Genomic DNA, 18199 nt, shown 5'->3' on the forward strand with positions numbered 1-18199 from the left:
TTAAATTAATTATCTAATGATTTGTTGATTACCTCAGCAACCTCCTGGGAAGGAACATTCCTCTCCATTATAACACCGTCAGGTTTAACAAGTATGTTAAATGGTATATACTGCACATTTAACAAATCAACTATATCAGATCCCCAGCTTCTTTTTTCGGGAACTATTGTCCAGGGTATCGAATCTTGTTGAGGATAATCTACAGGGTAAATATCTGAATCAATATATACAGAAACAAATTCAACCTTGCTGCTATCGAGCTTTTCATACTCATTTTTCAGAAGCTCAATTGTTTCCCGTGACTCAATTCCTGAAGAGGAAACAAATGAAAGAAGCAGGTATTTACCTTTGTAATCATAAGAATTTATAGTATCACCCTTTAGATCGTGCAACTGAAAATATGGAATTATTGCACCTTCTGCAGAGCGGTTCACCTTCTCGGAATATGCATATAATCGTTTTGCAATTCGCGTCTCTTTTATATCACCCTCAATATATCCCAAAACCCTCTCCAGTGCTAATGGAGTATCGCTGTTCATAAAGAAATTACTTATAAGCACAAGACTGGATAGTTTTGTAGGATTTTCACGAATATACTCCTCTGCCCTTAAAGTTAGTTCATGATTCAGCAGGTTCATGCTAGCGATATCATCATTCCTGTTTAAAGTATTAAACTGTATAGAATCCGAATCACCACTTATATTGAAATTGAAAAGCAATTGACCTCGCTGTTTCAGCAGATCCTGGTTTTGCTTCTTGAACAGAGTAAGATCATCATTGATTTCATTACCGTTAACTCTTATCAGATCAGGCAATTTAGCATCACCAACAACTTTTAATTTTTGGTTCTTGTCAGCATAAACTACAGCAGCACTCTCATAGTGATTCATATAGATAGTGAATGTAGTCAGTGAATCTATATCAACATTATAAGAGAACCCTCCAGTGCTATTAACCGGTATAGTATCAATTACCAGCGTATCAGAAGAAAGATATGTAGCAAGAAGATAAGGATAGTCAAGACTGGTTATTTCACCTTTAATGACAGTTCCATCTCCCCTACTGCATGTGATAGTTAGTAGTATTGATACACAAATAATTATGCCTATAAATAGCCTGGACATTACTTATATCTGAATATTATAATTCGCAAAGGTATTCTATTTTTTTAAATATTCAATGATTTTCACATTTTTTTATTTGTTTTTATCAATCACAATCAACAGTCACAAATAAATTGAAGAACGAAAGAAAATGTTTAGTTTTGTACAGAATAAAAAAAAGATCACCTATGCAATTCTCGGTTATAATACCAGTCTTCAACCGTCCCGACGAGCTGGACGAACTACTAATGAGTCTTTCTAATCAGACCTTCAAGCAGTTTGAAGTTATAATCGTAGAAGATGGATCAACACTAAAGAGTGATAAGGTAGCCGGTAAATATACCGATCGGCTTAACATTAACTATTTCGAAAAAGCAAATTCGGGCCCCGGCTTAAGCAGAAATGCAGGAGCAGAGCTTGCACAGTATGAGTGGCTTATCTTTTTCGACTCCGACTGCATCATACCCGAGAGTTACCTGGAGAATGTAGTCAGATTCCTTTCATCTTACAATACAGATGCTTATGGAGGACCAGATGCTGCACTCCCCGGCTTTACCACCATACAAAAAGCTATCAACTACTCTATGACCTCCTTCTTTACTACGGGAGGAATAAGAGGAGGAAAAAAATCGATAGATAAATTTCACCCACGTAGTTTCAACCTTGGCGTAACAAAAAAAGCATTTAAAGCAGTTGGTGGATATGGAAAGATGAGATTTGGAGAAGATATCGACTTTAGTCTCCGCCTCATTAAGTCAGGATTTAAAACTGCACTGATTACCGATGCTTATGTTTACCATAAGAGAAGGTCCACCTTCCGTCAGTTTTTCAAACAGGTCTACAATTCAGGAATTGCCAGAATCAATCTGCACCTGCTGCATCCCGGCTCACTTAAATTAGTTCACTCACTTCCCGCCTGCTTTGTGGTTGGAATGGCAGCAATGGTGTTACTATCAGTAATATCACCTCTGTTCCTCCTGACACCTGTAGTATACTCTATAGTTATCTTCATAGATTCACTCAAAATCAGCAAATCATTCAATGTAGCCCTATATAGCATTGCAGCATCATGGATACAGCTCACAGGCTATGGAACAGGATTTTTGTCAGCTGTCTGGAAACGACTGATTCTAAATAAAGGAGAGTTTAAAGCTTTCGAGAAAAAGTTCTACGACTAAACCTTAGCACCGTAGGCAAGATCGCCTGCATCACCAATACCTGGAACAATATAAGAAGACTCATTCAATCCCGGATCAATTGCAGCAGCCCATATAGTAGTTTTATCCTCAGGGAAATGCATCTTGCAGTAGTCAATAGCCTGCTGACTTGCAATTATAGTTGCAATATGAATTTTAGATGGATTCCCTTTTGTAAGCAGTGCCCTGTAAGTAAGATCCATGCTACTTCCAGTGGCAAGCATCGGATCAGTAAGAATCAATGTTTTACCTTCTATAGAGGGTGAAGCAATATATTCAATGTGGATATCAAACGACTGATGCCCCGTCTCTTTATACTTCCTGTAAGCAGATACAAACGCGTTTTCCGCACCATCAAAATAATTAAGCATACCGTGATGAAACGGCAAACCCGCTCTAAGGATAGTAGCAATCACTATCTCCTCATCAGGAATATTTGCATCAGCAACATCTAGTGGAGTATTAACACTTATGGTTTTATAGGCTAACTGCTTACTAATTTCATAAGCCATGATTTCTCCAATCCTCTCTATATTTCTGCGAAAACGAAGTCTGTCATTTTGGATTGTTATATCTCTTATTTCGCGTATATAGATACTGATTAGCGAATTTTGCTCCGAAAAGTTAATTATTTGCATAGGGATAAATTTATTTTCGGAAAACAAAGGTACAATTTTTCGTTCTTTATCTAAACTTTTATATCCTTTTTTTGTTGAATTAGAGGTTTGAAGGAGAAAAAATCACCAATTAAAGAAAATTTTCTTTAATTCCTTTCCAGAATAAAATAATTTGTATATTTTTGTACAGTTGTTTCAGGTTTAAAATACAGAATAAGTTTTATACAATCATAAACATTAAACCCTAATTATTAAGATGGCAAATTTAGATTTAAGCAAGTACGGAATTGTGGGGGATTTTGAAATAGTTCACAATCCTTCTTACGAGACTCTCTTTCAAGATGAGATGAATCCTGCAAATGAAGGTTTCGAAAAAGCTAAGCTAACAAAGAGTGGTGCAACAGCTGTATACACAGGTAAGTTCACAGGTCGTTCTCCTAAGGACAAATACTTCGTGAAAGACGACGTAACAAAAGACACTCTTTGGTGGGATGGTACTATCAACCGCCCATGTTCAAAAGAAGCATTCAACTATTGCAAGGGTCGTGTAACTACTCAGCTTTCTAAAGCTAAAAAACTTTATGTAGTTGACACATTCTGCGGTACAAATGAAGACACCCGCTTGAAAGTACGTTTCATCATGGAAGTAGCATGGCAGGCTCATTTTGTGACCAACATGTTCATTCGTCCTTCTCACTACGAGCTTGCTCATTACGGAGAGCCTGATTTCGTGTGCTTAAACGGATCTAAAACTACCAACGATAAATGGCAGGAGCACGGATTAAATTCTGAAAACTTCACCCTGTTCGATCTTACCGAAAAAATGCAGGTTATCGGTGGAACATGGTATGGTGGTGAAATGAAAAAAGGTATTTTTGCCCTTATGAACTACTATCTGCCATTACGCGGTATCGCTTCAATGCACTGCTCTGCAAACGTTGGCAAAGATGGTGATGTAGCTATCTTCTTTGGTCTTTCAGGAACTGGTAAAACAACTCTTTCTGCCGACCCAAAACGCTTCTTGATTGGTGACGACGAGCACGGATGGGATGACAACGGAGTATTCAACTACGAAGGTGGTTGCTATGCAAAAACTGTAAACCTGAGCGAAGAGAACGAACCAGACATCTGGAGAGCTATCCGTCGCGATGCACTTCTAGAAAACGTTGCTGTTGATGATGAAGGTAATATCGATTTCTCTGACATCTCTGCAACAGAAAATACACGTGTATCCTATCCAATTTACCACATCAGCAAAATTGTATTGCCATCTCGTGCAGGACATGCTAAAAAGATCATCTATCTTTCAGCTGATGCATTTGGTGTATTACCTCCGGTATCAATCTTGGATAACAACCAGGCACAGTATCACTTCCTATGCGGATTTACCAGCAAGCTTGCAGGTACAGAGCGTGGAATTACTGAACCGGTTCCATCATTCTCACCAGCTTTCGGTGAAGCTTTCCTAACTGTTCACCCAACAATTTATGCACAGCGTCTTGCTGAGAAAATGGAGCAGCACAATGCAAAAGCATATCTTGTAAACACAGGATGGAACGGAACAGGAAAACGTATCTCATTGAAAGATACTCGTGCTATCATTGATGCTATCATCGATGGTTCAATTGAAGAGGCTGAAACAATTCATATTCCAATTATGAATCTTACTGTACCTGCTAAATTGAATAATGTATCAGATATCCTTGACCCACGTTCAACTTATGCAGATAAGAGCGAATGGGAAGCAAAAGCTAAGAAACTTGCAGCTATGTATATTGAAAACTTCAAACAGTATACTGACACTGATGCAGCTAAAGCTTTGATCCCTTCAGGTCCACAGTTAGACTAATACATTTATTTGATCATAAACTATCAGGGAAAACATTCTGTTTCCCGACTGCTTTAAAAGAAACCATCCCAATTATCGGGATGGTTTCCTTTTTTTTGCAGAATATCTATCTTTATCAGTATATTTCATCCATATCTTAACCTAACCTGACCCCTACCTCCTACTTATAATGACCCTGTTTATATAAGCCATATAAGAAGAAGATAAGAGCCGGGTAAGAGTCGGATAAGAGGAAAGTCAGAGTGAAACTTGATATGCCCTGAAATAAGTTTATATTATATGTAAATAAATCAGGACAACACTAACTGATCCAGAAATTGAAAGAGAATTATAAATGCAAATGCAGATCCCTCTAAATTTTTGGGAAGTTTTTGAAGATAAGTTGTTTAATAATAAAACATAAACTCTAATAACTATGAGCCGAGGATTTGTCAAAGAGGATGATCAGGAAAAAATACCCATTGTGCCACCCAGAGCTTTTTTACCTGAAGGAGAAATTAATTATGTAACCCAAGCAGGGATGGATGAGTTATTGGCTGAGAGGGAGAGCCTTGTCTTAGAAAGAGAAAGTCTTAACATTGCAGACGAAGATGAAAAATGGGTTGCCCAGAAATTTATTAATGCGAAAATATTTCTGCTTGATAACAGAATAGATTCAGCTGTAGTGATCAATTTAGAAGATCAACCACAAAATGAGATAAGGTTTGGAGCAACAGTTACCTTAAAGATAGAGGAAACAAACAAGATAAAAACTTTTCAAATTGTAGGCGTTGATGAAGCCGATGTCTCGAAAGGCAAAATATCCTTTCTGTCACCTTTGGCAACAGTACTGACTAACAAGAAAGTTGGAGATAAAGCTGTTTTAAAACGAGATAACAAAGATATTCTATTTGAGGTATTGAAGATTGAGTATATTTAAAAGGGGAGTGATAATTGAGGGTTGTTAAATAAAAAAACTCCCTCAAGACTTCTCTTAAGGGAGCTAGTAATTGGTTTTTTGTTGTGCGGTCGAAGGGACTCGAACCCCCACGTCTCTCGACACTAGATCCTAAGTCTAGCGCGGCTACCAATTACGCCACGACCGCAATGGGAGTGCAAAGATACAATTTATTTTTAATTTAATCAGTTTTAGGGAAAGAATTTTTTATTATTTCCTCTACTATTTTAGGATAATGCTCATATTCAAGGGCGTGAACCTTGTTGGCGATATCTTCGGGTGTGTCGGTTGGCAAAACTTCACAGGTGGATTGAAATATAATGTCTCCCTCATCATAGTTTTCATTTACATAATGTATAGTGATTCCCGAGTGCTGATCACCGCCTGCTTTTACTGCCTGATGCACATAATCACCATACATTCCTTTGCCACCATATTTAGGAAGAAGTGCAGGATGTATATTTACTATACGTTCGGGATAAGACAACAAGATTGTTTCGGGTACTTTTAAAAGGAATCCTGCAAGTACTATAAAATCTGTATTATAATCTTTGAGTGTCTTTAATATAGATGTGCCATCGGCAAAATCGCTCTTGCAAAATGTAACAGAAGGGATGCCAAGTTTTTTAGCTCGCTCATGCACATATGCATTGACCCTGTTTGATACTATAAGTACAATATTAATATCGAGATTATTAAGAAAATAGTTGGCGATATTTTCGGCATTACTGCCATTACCTGAGGCAAAAATTGCTACATTTACCATTTAAAAGCTGATTTTTTTGCACAAATATGGTTTATTTGTGCACTTTTTTGATTTTTACTGTACAAAAGCTTGCACAATTAGAGAAAATTTGTGTTACTTTGCAAACGCAAATTTAAGAATAATATTTTATTTATTAATTAATATTGAAAGTTATGTCAGAAGTAGCACAAAGAGTGAAATCGATCATTGTCGACAAATTAGGTGTTGAAGAATCTGAAGTTACAGAAACTGCAAGCTTCACTAATGATTTAGGAGCTGATTCACTTGATACAGTAGAGTTGATTATGGAATTCGAAAAAGAATTCAACATCTCAATTCCAGACGATCAGGCAGAAAAGATCTCAAGTGTTGGCGATGCGATTGCATATGTAGAACAACACGCGAAATAATCGATTCTATTCATGGAATTAAAAAGAGTTGTAGTAACAGGCCTGGGAACCATCAACCCGCTGGGCAACGACGTGAAAACCACGTGGGAAAACGCTTTAGCAGGTAAAAGTGGTGCCGGGCCTATTACTCATTTCGATGCATCACTTTTCAAGACTCAGTTTGCTTGTGAAGTAAAGGATTTTGATCCAAACAATCTTTTCGAGAGAAAAGAGGCAAGGAAATATGACCGATACTCACAATTTGCCATTCACGCAGCGAAAGAGGCAATGGAGGATTCAGGTCTGGATCTTGACAAGGAAAACAGAGACAGAATAGGTGTGATATTCTCTGCCGGTATTGGCGGAATAAGAACTTTTGAAGAAGAGGTAGGCAATTATTATCTTGAAAAAGATAGAGCCCCTAGATTTAATCCTTTTTTCATTCCGAAAATGATAGCCGATATTGCTGCAGGGCATATCTCTATGATTTATGGACTGAGGGGTCCTAACTATGCAACCGTATCAGCCTGTGCTTCATCAACTAACGCTATTGTTGATGCGTTCAATCTGATTAGACTTAATAAAGCTAATGTGATTGTATCAGGAGGGTCGGAGGCCACTATTAGTGCTGCTTCTGTTGGAGGGTTCAATGCAATGCACGCACTTTCAACAAGAAACGAATCTCCGGAAAAGGCTTCACGACCATTTAGTGCCAGCCGCGATGGATTTGTTATTGGTGAGGGTGGTACTGTTCTGGTTCTTGAAGAACTGGAGCACGCCTTAGCTCGTGGAGCTAAAATTTATGCAGAAGTAGTTGGAGGAGGAATGTCGGCTGATGCTTATCACATCACTGCTTCTCATCCTGAAGGACTTGGTGCCAAACTTGTTATGCGAAATGCATTGGAAGATGCTGAACTGACACCAGAAGATATAGATTATATTAATGTACACGGAACTTCTACACCGGTAGGTGATATATCTGAGGTGAAAGCAATTAAGGATGTATTTGGCGATCATAGCTATAAGTTAAACATCAGTTCTACCAAATCAATGACCGGTCACCTGCTGGGAGGCGCTGGAGCAATGGAAGCGCTCTTCTGTATACTGGCATTGAAAGATCAGATAGTTCCCCCAACCATTAACTATGTAGAAGGGGATAACGATCCGGAAATTGACTACAATCTGAATTTTACATTCAACAAAGCTCAAAAAAGAGAGATAAGAGCTGCGTTATCTAATACTTTTGGCTTTGGGGGACACAACGCAAGTGTAATTCTCAAGCAATACAATAAGTAATGTGTTAAGAAGATTAGTAAAAAGGATTAAGGCTATTCCACACAGAGGGAAGGAGCCTTACCTTACTTTTTATAATGTACTGGGATTTTATCCTGATAGGATTGATCTGTACAGGGAAGCCATGACTCACCGCTCTTCTTCTGTCCGTTCCAAGAAAGGGAAATGGGTGAATAACGAGCGACTTGAATTCTTGGGTGACGCTATATTGGATGCAATTGTAGCGGATATTCTATATAAGAAATTTGAAAACAAGAAGGAGGGCTTCCTTACAAGTACGCGTTCTCGAATAGTACAAAGGGAAACTTTGAACAAACTTGCAATTAATCTGGGACTGGACAAACTGATTGTTTCAGCCACCCGGAATCTTGCACACAATACAAATATTTATGGTGATGCACTTGAAGCTCTGATCGGGGCTATATATCTCGACCAGGGTTATCGTGTTGCCAAGAAGTTTGTTTTTGAGACGATGATCAAGCAACATATTAATATTGAAAAAGTACTTAAGAGTGAGGTAGATTTTAAATCAAGATTAATTGAATGGGGACAGAAAAACAGGGTTGATGTTATCTTTGAGGTGACTGATTCGTCATACGACTCACAAAATAACCCGGTTTTTGTATCCTGTGTTAAGGTAGGTAATGTTGAGATTGGCTCAGGTAAAGGTTACTCAAAGAAAGAATCTCATCAGAAAGCTGCAAAAATGGCAATTAAGAAATTGCGAGAAAGTAATGATTTGCAGGACGTTCTGATAGAATCAATAAAATCTGAGACTGAGTTGGAAGATAACGATATGGAATCTTAAGGGGTTTTACCAAACCCCGAAAGAGATTCCCATTTTTTTACCTTGAACCACAAGATCTGTATCAGGAGTAATTAGTCGCAGTTTCCCTTCAACTTCTGATAAAGGTACATCAGATATTTTATTGCCTAGTTTAGCTACCATGCGACCAAACTTTCCTTCATGTATAAGGTCAGCTGCATGACCGCCTAATAGAGTACCGAGAATTTTATCACTTGGCGAGGGTGATCCGCCTCTTTGTATGTAACCCAAAACGGTTTCACGTGTTTCATACCCTGTCTGCTCCTCAATCTCTCTGGCAAAATATGTTGCCGGACGTTCCTTTGTTGGAAGCTCCACTCCTTCAGCAACTGCAACAATTGAGTATGCTTTACCCAACTCCATACGTTTATTTATCTTGTCGATTATAACCTTCATGTTGTACCCCAACTCAGGGAGTAATATTATATCTGCTCCACCTGCCATACCGGCATAAAGTGTGATCCATCCTGCATGATGACCCATAAGCTCGATAACCATAACACGACGGTGTGAGCTGGCTGTAGAATGCAGACGGTCTATAGCATCTGTTGCAATATTTACAGCTGTATCAAATCCAAAGGTTACATCAGTGCCATAAACGTCATTATCTATAGTTTTTGGCACACCTATAACGTTTAATCCCAGCTGCGACAGCATGTATGTCGTACGCTGTGTTCCATTGCCTCCAATACATACAAGACAATCGAGTCCAAGCTCCTGATAGGCTGCCTTAATCTGTTCCCTGTCCTTCTCATCGGGAGAGGTAATCATTTTACGGAATACCTTCTCTCTTGCAGTACCAAGTATAGTACCACCCAAATTCAAGATTCCTGAAAGTGATGCATCAGTTAGCTCTACAATATCTTTGTATAGCAGACCTGAGAATCCGTTCTGAATACCTATCACTTGCATGCCATAGTTATTGATGGCTGTTTTACCTACACCGCGAATGGTAGCATTAATTCCGGGTGCATCTCCACCTGATGAAAGAATTCCGATTTTCATTTGATTAATGTTTTAAATTTTCTGTTGCTCTTATACGCAAAGTAAACAAAAAAGAGGAATAACAGATGTAATATGTAAGAAATATTAATTTGTTTTTGAGTAAATAATTTGTGCAGCTCTGTCTGATGCTCCGCTTTCTCCCAGTATATCACGCATCTCCTTGTAGTTGTTAAGCATGTTTTGTCGGTACTTCTGCACATGCAGCATCTGCCCCAGCTCTTTCCGCACATTCTCTACTGTGAATGTAGCGGCAAAATACTCTTTAACTACCTCCTGCCCGCAAATAAGATTTACAAGTGAGATATATGGCGTATGGAGTATATTTCTAAACGCCCAGCTTGAGAGTCTGGGTGAAGGCATGCTGTAACAGACAACTTGAGGAACATTTAATATTGCTGTTTCCAATGTGGCTGTACCGGAGGTCACAAGCGCTGCATCTGATTGTGCGAGAATTCTGTAAGTCTGATCAAATAGTACAACAATATCAGGGTTGGATAGAGTATAATTTTTATAGAATTCGCGATCTATACCTGGGGCACCTGCTATAATAAACTGGTATCCATCTGCATAGCTTTCTACAGACTTCAGCATTAATGGGAGATTTCCGGCAATCTCCTGTTTCCTGCTTCCTGCAAGCAAAGCTATTATTGGTTTGTCAGGAAGATTATTCGATTTTATAAAATCGCTGAAAGTTTCATCTTTATGATCTCTGCCGGCAATAGCATCAACAGTGGGATTACCTACATAATGAACGTCATAGTTATGCTTTTTAAAGAATTCTACCTCAAATGGCAGGATGCAAAGCATCTCGTCAACATACTTCTTGAAGGATTTTACACGATACTCTTTCCAGGCCCATACTTTTGGTGATATATAGTAAAAAACAGGTATCTTCAGTTCTGTCTTCACATACTTTGCAATTTTTAAGTTGAAACCCGGATAATCAACAAGTATTACAGCATCGGGCTTATAGTCTGCTATATCTTTTTTGCAAATTGAGAGGTTCTTTAATATAGTGCGGCTGTTCATTATAACAGGGATGATTCCCATAAAGGCCATCTCCCTGTAATGCTTTACGAGTATACCTCCGGCAGACTTCATGAGGTCTCCTCCAAAAAAGCGGAATTCTGCCTCTTTATCCAACTGTTTTAATGATTTCATTAGGTTGGATGCATGCAAATCTCCGGATGCTTCGCCGGCTACTATATAATATTTCATAGATAAACCTTTTTATATGAGAACAAGATGGAGTCTATTAAAGTTCCCACTCTTTTAATTCAGGAATGAGATCATGTGCAGTCATATCTATTTTCACCGGTACCACTGCAGCATAACCGTTGGCTAATGCCCATTCATCGTTGTTTACGTTATCTGCCTCCCAGTTTTCGAAATTGCCTGTCATCCAGAAAACGTCTCTTCCGATACCATCCTGAGAGCGCTGGTATTCATTAACCCATTTACCCTGAGTTTGTGTGGTCATTCTTATTCCTTTTACCTCTCCTACAGGTACATTCACATTAAGACAAATTCCCTTGGGGAGTCCATCGCTTAAAACTTTCCTTGCAAGCTTTTCTGCAATTCTGGCTGTGTAAGTGAAGTCGGCATCAGGTGTAAAATCGCACAATGAAAATGCAATTGATGGAATATTGGATACACACCCTTCAAGTGCAGCTGCTACTGTTCCTGAATACAATACACTGATTCCTGCATTGGAGCCGTGATTGACACCTGAAACTAAAAGATCGGGCTTTCGCTCCAGAAACTCATTTAGTGCCAGCTTAACACAATCAACCGGTGTTCCGTTGCACATATATGCTGTAAGGTTTTCCTCCTGATGATAGATTCTGGCACGTAGCGGATGAGCTGTTGTTATGGCACTAGACATGCCTGAACGGTGCGAATCGGGGGCGAAGACTACAAGCTCCCCCAACCCTTTCATCGCATTTATTAACTCGGCAATTCCCTTTGCCTGATATCCATCATCATTAGTTATAAGAATCAGTGGCTTTCTGTCGCTCATTATATTTTGATTTTAATTTTTTTCTGTTTTTTGAATTTTTAGAGATACAAATATAAGGAAAATCAAGTAGTTTGCCATATACCATAATTATGATAAACAATCATATTTACGAACTTGATAATAAAGTTCATCTTTTTTATAACTTTGTGCGTTCACCATATGAATGTTTATAACAAAATAGTTAAAATGAAAAAGATATCTAATTTTCTGCTGCTGTTACTTATATTCCCGATAGTAGCTTTTTCTCAAGAAGTAAGTCCAGTTAAAAATGTAATAGTGATGATTCCTGATGGTACATCACTTAGTGTTTACTCTGCTGCCAGATGGTTTAAGCATTACAACGGATTAGGGGAAGGACTCAATGTTGATCCTTATATATCAGGAACGGTAACAACATTCTCCTCTAATGCACCTATTGGTGACTCGGCGCCAACCGGGTCGACTTACGCTTCGGGTGTATTACAGCAAACCGGTAATGTTTCTATTCATCCGGAGGTTTCGGATAATGATATATTTCCTGTTGATGGTAATCGTACATATCAGCCTGCAGCAACAATTCTTGAAGCATCTAAATTGCTAAAGAATAAGGCTGTGGGACTTGTTGTGACTTGTGAATTTCCTCATGCTACGCCTGCCGACTTTTCAGCACACTATTATAACAGGGGTAATTATAATGCTATAGCACCACAAATAGCTTATCAGAATCTGGATGTCCTGTTTGGTGGCGGAAACAGTATACTCACTGATGATATTAAGCAACATTTTAATAACAAGGGTATTACTCTTATTCAGGATGATAAAGATGCTTTGCTTAATTATGATGGTGATGGTAAAGTATGGGCTCTGTTTGGTGAAAAAGCATTACCATATAATATTGACAGAAATCCTGACAGAGTACCCTCTATTGCTGAGATGACAACAAAAGCACTTGAAATTCTTTCTGAAAAGGAGAATGGATTTTTCCTAATGGTTGAGGGTAGTCAGGTTGACTGGGCTGCTCACGCTAATGATGCAGCGACTATGATTAATGAGTACCTGGCTTTTGATGAGGCTGTGGGTAAAGTAATTGAGTTTGCTAAGAAGGATGGCAATACTGCAGTGGTTATTCTTGCAGATCACGGGAATAGCGGATTCTCTATTGGTTCAAGAGAATGCCCTGGTTATGACAAGCTTTCAATTGATCAGCTGTTTGAAACTGTTTCTGGTATTAAATTGAGTGCAAACGGACTCGAGTCTATTTTAATAAAAACTGATCCTGCTAATATTAAAAATGTATTCAGAGATTATACCGGGATTGATATAACTGACGAGGAGCTCCAGACTCTCCTATCTTCTCGTAATTATCAGGAGGGTGATTATACAAAGGTTGGTACAAGCAACAATATGGCACATAATATCCTGAATATACTGAACTCACGCATGTGCTTTGGATTTACAACAGGAGGGCACACCGGTGAAGAGGTGCTTCTATCTGCATACCACCCACAGGGTGATACTCCTAAGGGACATCTTACCAATGTTCAGGTTAATGAGTACCTGCAAAAGGTGTCCGGACTTGATATTAGTCTGCAGGAACTATCGGACAGAATCTTTGTAAAGCATTCTGAAGTTTTTAATGGTATGACAATGAAAACCGACAAAAGTGATCCCGCATTTCCTGTTCTTAATATCAAAAAAGGGAAAAACACTTTGGAAGTTAAGGCTTTCTCTTCAGTGGGTAAGTTGAACGGGAAACCATTTGATATTGGCTCTGTTGTGGTTTATATCGATAAGAATGATACTTTCTATCTTCCTGAGAGCCTGAAAGAAAAATTAAACTAACTGTTCTTAATTAGCAGTTACATTTCCCTGAAACGAAATCGCCTGGCGGTTGACATCATTTACGCTCAACCGCCCGGTTCCGTTTTCAAATATATCAAAGTTGAACACTACCTGTCGATCGAGATCGTTAATAAGAATATTCACTAACCAGTTGCCGGCTTTTTTACCGGGATTAATCTGATACTCAAAATCTGTACTTGTAAACAAATAACCACCTTCGCGAGGATCCATGGGAGCAGTGTAGGCTCTACCGTAATATGGTAAATGGGCTTGTACAGTATCTGCTGAGACCTTTACTGAATAGTAGGGAGAAAGGTAGATTGATTTGAATCCGGATGGATATGCATAAGTTGCCTCGAAGGTAAAGTTTGGCATTTGAACAGCATTTTCAATTTCTTCAGCTAATTGTGCTTTTTCTGCTGCTGTTTGTGCGCTTCCGCAAGCAGAAAAGAGTAGAATGGTTAGAAGTAAAAACAGACCATTAATTGTTATCCTTTTCATAATCACCTCCATAACTATTTATCTGATATTCAATTGGACACACTAAATAAACAACTGAAAAGTGGATATTGTTTTTAGGTTTTGGGCTATCAGAAATGTATCAGGGAAAATATGCGACAGATAAAAAAGGAGCAATATAAGTATCATTGAATATGCAATGTAGATATGCGTTTTGGATGTTGTCCTGGAATAGAAATATGAACATATCAGAGATAACATGGATACTGATAGGAGCATAAAGAAGAGTGTCTCTTTCCAATATACAATCTGCAATAGCAACAAAATGATGATAAGGTAAATCATGAACTGCATCAGGTTAAGTGTGATCACTTTGTCGCGCGCATACTCTTTTGCACTAAAGATTATGTTTATGATAAAGAAAACAGCAATAAATACTACTGACAACCATTCAAAAATATTGTATGTTGGTAAGTCAGGTATGGAGAATTTTATCAGATTGGCTAAAGGAAACAGGAATGCCTGAATATCATCAATAACAAAACAGTAAGAAAACAGTGAAATATATACAAGAAAGGCACCAAATATTGAGGCAAGGAAAGAGTGTAACTGGGGACCTCGCATTGTTCTTTCACCTATCCACCATAATGTGATTAAAAAGAGTGCATAAATCTGAAAAAGAGATGCTACCGCTATGAGAACGGATGACCTGAATGAGTAGAGATATGAATTTGGTTTCTGATAGGACTCTAACAGTGGGATGAAAGAGAAAAGGATAAATATTATTGCAATATAGTTGCCTGTCATCACCAAACAGTATGGGTGCAGACTCAGGAAATATAGTGGTACTATAAATGGCAGATTAGAGCGAGAACGGATGATGCTGTATCTGTTGTTGATAGTGAAGAGCAACCACGAAATTATAATTACAGATATAGTGGATGATATGAATGATATTAAGGGGTTATCAAACAGATGTGATATATAATCCCAAAGGTAGTTATCGTCTGCAACGCTAATTTCAGGTAATCCCTTTTTGTAAAACAGCACAACTCTCATTACAATTACGAAAAGGGTTGTAAGCACTATAGCAAAACGTCCCTCAACGAAATTGTTACGAAAGGATTTTACAACAGGATGCATCAGCTGATTATTTAAATATCGGATTGTAGATCAAAACCAATATCTTTTCTGTAATAGCTTTTATCAAAATCTATTTTCTCGATATTTTTATATGAAGTTTCCAGGGCTTCTTTAATACTGTTGCCATATGATGTGACTGACAATACACGCCCACCTGAAGAGATTACCTGACCATCGAGTGTTGATGTGCCGGCATGAAAGACAATGCTGTCTGTAACAGTATCGAGGCCCGTAATAATTTTCCCTTTTTCATAGGCTTCAGGATATCCTCCTGAAACCATCATGATGGTGGCTGCACATCTATTATCAATTTCGAGCTGTTTCTGATCTAATGTCTCTGTAGTTACTGAAATAAACAGGTCGAGAAGGTCTGACTTAATCAGAGGGATTACAACTTCTGACTCAGGATCTCCCATTCTAACATTATATTCAATTACTTTAGGTTCTCCCTGCACATTAATCAGTCCGATAAAGATAAAACCTTTATAATCAATATTTTCTTTTTTGAGACCTTCTACTGTTGGTTCAACAATTCTTGTTCTCACTTTTTCCATGAACTCATCATCAGCAAAAGGTACTGGAGATACTGCACCCATTCCTCCGGTATTTAAACCTGTATCGCCCTCACCTATACGTTTATAGTCTTTGGCAACAGGAAGTATTTTATATGAAGTGCCATCAGTAAGTACGAATACTGAACACTCAATTCCTGACATGAACTCTTCTATTACTACTTTCTTGCCGGCTGTTCCGAATTTACCGTCAAGGATCTCTTTTAACTTCTGTTTTGCAGTATCCAGGTCTTCAATTATCAGAACCCCTTTTCCTGCAGCCAATCCATCTGCTTTAAGCACATAGGGTGCATGGAGTGTGTTTAGAAAAGAGTTGCCTTCAGCAATATTATCAAGTGTAACTGTTTTATAAAGTGCCGTAGGGATGTTGTTACGGAACATAAACTTCTTGGCGAAATCCTTACTGCCTTCCAGTTGAGCTCCATCGCGGGAGGGACCAATTACAGCAATATGACATATATCCTCATCATCATGGAAAAAATCATAGACTCCCTGAACGAGAGGATCTTCAGGGCCAACAACAATCATGTCTATGTCGTGACTTAAAGAGAATTCCTTCATTGATGCAAAATCTGTTACACTGAAAGGGACATTTGTCCCAAGCATAGCTGTTCCTGCATTACCTGGAGCTATGTAGAGATTGTTTAAGTAGCTGCTCTTTCGGATTTTCCAAGCTAAAGCGTGCTCCCGACCACCGGATCCAAGAATAAGGACGTTCATATAATCTATAGTTATATTTAGAAGTTTATACAAAGCTACTAAAAAAAATCAAAATAAAAATGAGTTCTAATAAAATGGAGTTATTGTTATCTTTGCACTCCGGCAATAGTGTGGCACCTGAAAAAGATATAATTCAGAATTACCGGGAATAAATCAAATTACAATATAATGAACAGAAACAGAGTGTGCTCCCTTTTTGGGATAGAATATCCTATAATCCAGGCCGGGATGGTGTGGTGCAGTGGATGGAGACTTGCATCGGCTGTAAGCAACTCCGGAGGATTGGGCTTAATTGGTGCGGGATCGATGCATCCGGACACGTTGCGTGAACATATTCAGAAGTGTAAAAAAGCTACAGATAGACCATTTGGCGTTAACATACCTCTTATGTATCCTCAAATTGAGGAGATAATGCAAATTGTTATTGAAGAGAAAGTTCCAATTGTATTTACTTCAGCAGGTAACCCGAAAACATGGACATCAAAACTAAAGGATGAGGGTATATTGGTGGCTCATGTGGTATCGAGCTCTAAGTTTGCAATGAAAGCTACTGAGGCGGGTGTTGATGCAGTTGTGGCAGAAGGCTTTGAAGCGGGCGGTCATAATGGTAGAGAAGAGACAACAACAATTGCACTTATTCCTCAGGTAAGAAAGGCTACTGACTTGCCATTAATTGCTGCAGGGGGCATCTCATCGGGTGAGTCAATGGCTGCAGTTATGGCTCTTGGTGCAGAAGGTGTTCAGGTGGGAACACGCTTCGCTCTAACATTAGAGAGTTCAGCCAGCGATGCTTTCAAACAGAAATGTATAAATCTCAACGAGGGTGATACCATTGTAGCTCTTAAAAAGGTGACTCCTGTACGTTTGATAAAGAATGAGTTCTATAAACAGGTGCAGGAAATGGAGGATAAAGGTGCATCAGCTGAAGAGTTGCGTGCATATCTGGGAAGGGGACGATCAAAGAGGGGTATTTTTGAAGGTGACCTGAATGAAGGTGAGCTGGAAATTGGGCAGATTGCATCTGATATAAAAGAAATAATACCTGCTTCGATGGTTGTAAAAGATATTATTGAGAACTATAATAGGACTGTTAAGACTCTTTCGGAAAAAACTTTTTAATACAATGAAAAGACTCTCGTTATTTACTTTACTGTTTGCACTGACTTTTTCTATTGGCACTAATGCACAATCTACTGACTTATTAACCCTGGAACAACTCATCCCGGGTGGAAATGAGTATAGAAACTATGTTCCGCGTATACCGGTTAACTATCTTTGGAGTGGGAACAGCCTGATAGAAACTGAAAATGATTCTGTATGGATTTATAGAAATCCTGCAAAATTAAGAGAGAAGTCATTCCTTTTTTCATATGAAGATATTAGAGCTAAAATAAATGAAGATCAAGGTAAAGTAACTTCTATTACTTTCTCTTCAGATGGCAGCTCTGCAGTAAGATTTTATACCGGCAATGGTGTAGGAGTTTTTGATTATTATAAAAAGATT

18 protein-coding genes and 1 tRNA gene are annotated in these 18199 nt (G+C 38.5%); 9 read left to right on the top strand and 10 right to left on the bottom strand.

The genetic code is table 11. The features are described 5' to 3' along the window. Positions 1-5: 5 nt before the first annotated feature. Entirely contained in the window at positions 6-1124 is a 1119-nt protein-coding gene (locus PHO43_RS04385) for a redoxin domain-containing protein (RefSeq protein WP_288008851.1), read from the bottom strand. A gap of 167 nt (positions 1125-1291) precedes the next feature. Between PHO43_RS04385 and PHO43_RS04390 the strand changes: the two genes are divergently transcribed. Further along, the gene (locus PHO43_RS04390) at positions 1292-2281 is read left to right on the top strand and encodes a glycosyltransferase (protein WP_053827152.1); all 990 of its coding nucleotides are present in this window, start codon (positions 1292-1294) and stop codon (positions 2279-2281) included. Here the strand turns inward: PHO43_RS04390 and upp are convergent. Next, complete coding sequence (upp, locus tag PHO43_RS04395) at positions 2278-2937, bottom strand: uracil phosphoribosyltransferase (protein WP_288008855.1); 660 nt, start codon at positions 2935-2937, stop codon at positions 2278-2280. The two genes, PHO43_RS04390 and upp, sit on opposite strands and share 4 nt — an antisense overlap. A gap of 235 nt (positions 2938-3172) precedes the next feature. Between upp and pckA the strand changes: the two genes are divergently transcribed. Both pckA and PHO43_RS04405 read left to right on the top strand, forming a co-directional pair. Further along, positions 3173-4765 (top strand): phosphoenolpyruvate carboxykinase (ATP), encoded by a 1593-nt coding sequence (gene pckA / locus PHO43_RS04400; RefSeq protein ID WP_288011454.1) that lies wholly within the window; start codon positions 3173-3175, stop codon positions 4763-4765. A 415-nt stretch (positions 4766-5180) separates the two neighbouring features. Next, positions 5181-5684 (top strand): GreA/GreB family elongation factor, encoded by a 504-nt coding sequence (locus PHO43_RS04405; RefSeq protein WP_045090430.1) that lies wholly within the window; start codon positions 5181-5183, stop codon positions 5682-5684. A gap of 84 nt (positions 5685-5768) precedes the next feature. On the opposite strand, the gene PHO43_RS04410 is transcribed toward PHO43_RS04405, so the two are convergent. Both PHO43_RS04410 and purN read right to left on the bottom strand, forming a co-directional pair. Beyond that, positions 5769-5850: transfer RNA gene (locus PHO43_RS04410), tRNA-Leu, on the bottom strand. Between the two features lie 33 nt (positions 5851-5883). Continuing rightward, the gene (purN, locus tag PHO43_RS04415) at positions 5884-6468 is read right to left on the bottom strand and encodes a phosphoribosylglycinamide formyltransferase (protein ID WP_288011456.1); all 585 of its coding nucleotides are present in this window, start codon (positions 6466-6468) and stop codon (positions 5884-5886) included. A 152-nt stretch (positions 6469-6620) separates the two neighbouring features. Between purN and PHO43_RS04420 the strand changes: the two genes are divergently transcribed. From PHO43_RS04420 to rnc, 3 genes are read left to right on the top strand one after another with little or no spacing between them, the layout of a single operon-like run. Further along, the gene (locus PHO43_RS04420; RefSeq protein WP_045090432.1) at positions 6621-6857 is read left to right on the top strand and encodes an acyl carrier protein; all 237 of its coding nucleotides are present in this window, start codon (positions 6621-6623) and stop codon (positions 6855-6857) included. A 12-nt stretch (positions 6858-6869) separates the two neighbouring features. After that, on the top strand, positions 6870-8132 hold the full coding sequence (gene fabF / locus PHO43_RS04425; RefSeq protein WP_045090433.1) for a beta-ketoacyl-ACP synthase II: 1263 nt from the start codon (positions 6870-6872) through the stop codon (positions 8130-8132). A 1-nt stretch (position 8133) separates the two neighbouring features. Further along, positions 8134-8937: a ribonuclease III gene (gene rnc, locus PHO43_RS04430; protein ID WP_045090434.1), complete on the top strand. Its 804-nt coding sequence runs from the start codon at positions 8134-8136 to the stop codon at positions 8935-8937. Between the two features lie 6 nt (positions 8938-8943). Here rnc and PHO43_RS04435 read toward each other — a convergent pair whose 3' ends face one another. From PHO43_RS04435 to surE, 3 genes are all read right to left on the bottom strand, one after another. Further along, positions 8944-9960: an ATP-dependent 6-phosphofructokinase gene (locus tag PHO43_RS04435; RefSeq protein ID WP_045090435.1), complete on the bottom strand. Its 1017-nt coding sequence runs from the start codon at positions 9958-9960 to the stop codon at positions 8944-8946. An 84-nt stretch (positions 9961-10044) separates the two neighbouring features. Further along, positions 10045-11178, bottom strand: a complete 1134-nt coding sequence (gene lpxB / locus PHO43_RS04440; RefSeq protein ID WP_288008865.1) for a lipid-A-disaccharide synthase — start codon at positions 11176-11178, stop codon at positions 10045-10047. Between the two features lie 37 nt (positions 11179-11215). Further along, positions 11216-11980 (bottom strand): 5'/3'-nucleotidase SurE, encoded by a 765-nt coding sequence (gene surE / locus PHO43_RS04445; RefSeq protein ID WP_053827147.1) that lies wholly within the window; start codon positions 11978-11980, stop codon positions 11216-11218. 186 nt (positions 11981-12166) lie between these two features. Between surE and PHO43_RS04450 the strand changes: the two genes are divergently transcribed. Continuing rightward, entirely contained in the window at positions 12167-13801 is a 1635-nt protein-coding gene (locus PHO43_RS04450; protein WP_288008869.1) for an alkaline phosphatase, read from the top strand. Positions 13802-13807: 6 nt separating this feature from the next. Here the strand turns inward: PHO43_RS04450 and PHO43_RS04455 are convergent, their stop codons facing one another. From PHO43_RS04455 to purD, 3 genes are read right to left on the bottom strand one after another with little or no spacing between them, the layout of a single operon-like run. Further along, positions 13808-14302 carry a DUF4251 domain-containing protein gene (locus tag PHO43_RS04455; protein ID WP_045091014.1) on the bottom strand — a complete coding sequence of 165 codons (495 nt, stop codon included), beginning with the start codon at positions 14300-14302 and terminating at the stop codon, positions 13808-13810. Between the two features lie 42 nt (positions 14303-14344). Next, a complete protein-coding gene (locus PHO43_RS04460) occupies positions 14345-15403 on the bottom strand; it encodes a hypothetical protein (protein ID WP_288008872.1) in 1059 nt (352 codons plus the stop codon). Between the two features lie 11 nt (positions 15404-15414). After that, positions 15415-16695 carry a phosphoribosylamine--glycine ligase gene (purD, locus tag PHO43_RS04465; RefSeq protein WP_288011458.1) on the bottom strand — a complete coding sequence of 427 codons (1281 nt, stop codon included), beginning with the start codon at positions 16693-16695 and terminating at the stop codon, positions 15415-15417. A 168-nt stretch (positions 16696-16863) separates the two neighbouring features. Here purD and PHO43_RS04470 point away from each other — a divergent pair, with 168 nt between their 5' ends. Both PHO43_RS04470 and PHO43_RS04475 read left to right on the top strand, forming a co-directional pair. Then, positions 16864-17814, top strand: a complete 951-nt coding sequence (locus PHO43_RS04470; RefSeq protein WP_045090441.1) for an NAD(P)H-dependent flavin oxidoreductase — start codon at positions 16864-16866, stop codon at positions 17812-17814. Positions 17815-17818: 4 nt separating this feature from the next. After that, positions 17819-18199 (top strand): hypothetical protein (locus tag PHO43_RS04475; protein WP_288011460.1); only part of this gene is annotated, 381 nt, incomplete at its 3' end.

This window comes from Lascolabacillus sp., assembly GCF_028696275.1.
GTDB classification, from domain to species: domain Bacteria; phylum Bacteroidota; class Bacteroidia; order Bacteroidales; family Dysgonomonadaceae; genus Proteiniphilum; species Proteiniphilum massiliensis.

Coding starts and splice junctions, on each gene's coding strand:
- PHO43_RS04385 (WP_288008851.1), bottom strand. CDS start 1,124: ATGTCCAGGCTATTTATAGGCATAATTATTTGTGTATCAATACTACTA.
- PHO43_RS04390 (WP_053827152.1), top strand. CDS start 1,292: ATGCAATTCTCGGTTATAATACCAGTCTTCAACCGTCCCGACGAGCTG.
- upp (WP_288008855.1), bottom strand. CDS start 2,937: ATGCAAATAATTAACTTTTCGGAGCAAAATTCGCTAATCAGTATCTAT.
- pckA (WP_288011454.1), top strand. CDS start 3,173: ATGGCAAATTTAGATTTAAGCAAGTACGGAATTGTGGGGGATTTTGAA.
- PHO43_RS04405 (WP_045090430.1), top strand. CDS start 5,181: ATGAGCCGAGGATTTGTCAAAGAGGATGATCAGGAAAAAATACCCATT.
- purN (WP_288011456.1), bottom strand. CDS start 6,468: ATGGTAAATGTAGCAATTTTTGCCTCAGGTAATGGCAGTAATGCCGAA.
- PHO43_RS04420 (WP_045090432.1), top strand. CDS start 6,621: ATGTCAGAAGTAGCACAAAGAGTGAAATCGATCATTGTCGACAAATTA.
- fabF (WP_045090433.1), top strand. CDS start 6,870: ATGGAATTAAAAAGAGTTGTAGTAACAGGCCTGGGAACCATCAACCCG.
- PHO43_RS04435 (WP_045090435.1), bottom strand. CDS start 9,960: ATGAAAATCGGAATTCTTTCATCAGGTGGAGATGCACCCGGAATTAAT.
- lpxB (WP_288008865.1), bottom strand. CDS start 11,178: ATGAAATATTATATAGTAGCCGGCGAAGCATCCGGAGATTTGCATGCA.
- surE (WP_053827147.1), bottom strand. CDS start 11,980: ATGAGCGACAGAAAGCCACTGATTCTTATAACTAATGATGATGGATAT.
- PHO43_RS04450 (WP_288008869.1), top strand. CDS start 12,167: ATGAAAAAGATATCTAATTTTCTGCTGCTGTTACTTATATTCCCGATA.
- PHO43_RS04455 (WP_045091014.1), bottom strand. CDS start 14,302: ATGAAAAGGATAACAATTAATGGTCTGTTTTTACTTCTAACCATTCTA.
- PHO43_RS04460 (WP_288008872.1), bottom strand. CDS start 15,403: ATGCATCCTGTTGTAAAATCCTTTCGTAACAATTTCGTTGAGGGACGT.
- purD (WP_288011458.1), bottom strand. CDS start 16,695: ATGAACGTCCTTATTCTTGGATCCGGTGGTCGGGAGCACGCTTTAGCT.
- PHO43_RS04470 (WP_045090441.1), top strand. CDS start 16,864: ATGAACAGAAACAGAGTGTGCTCCCTTTTTGGGATAGAATATCCTATA.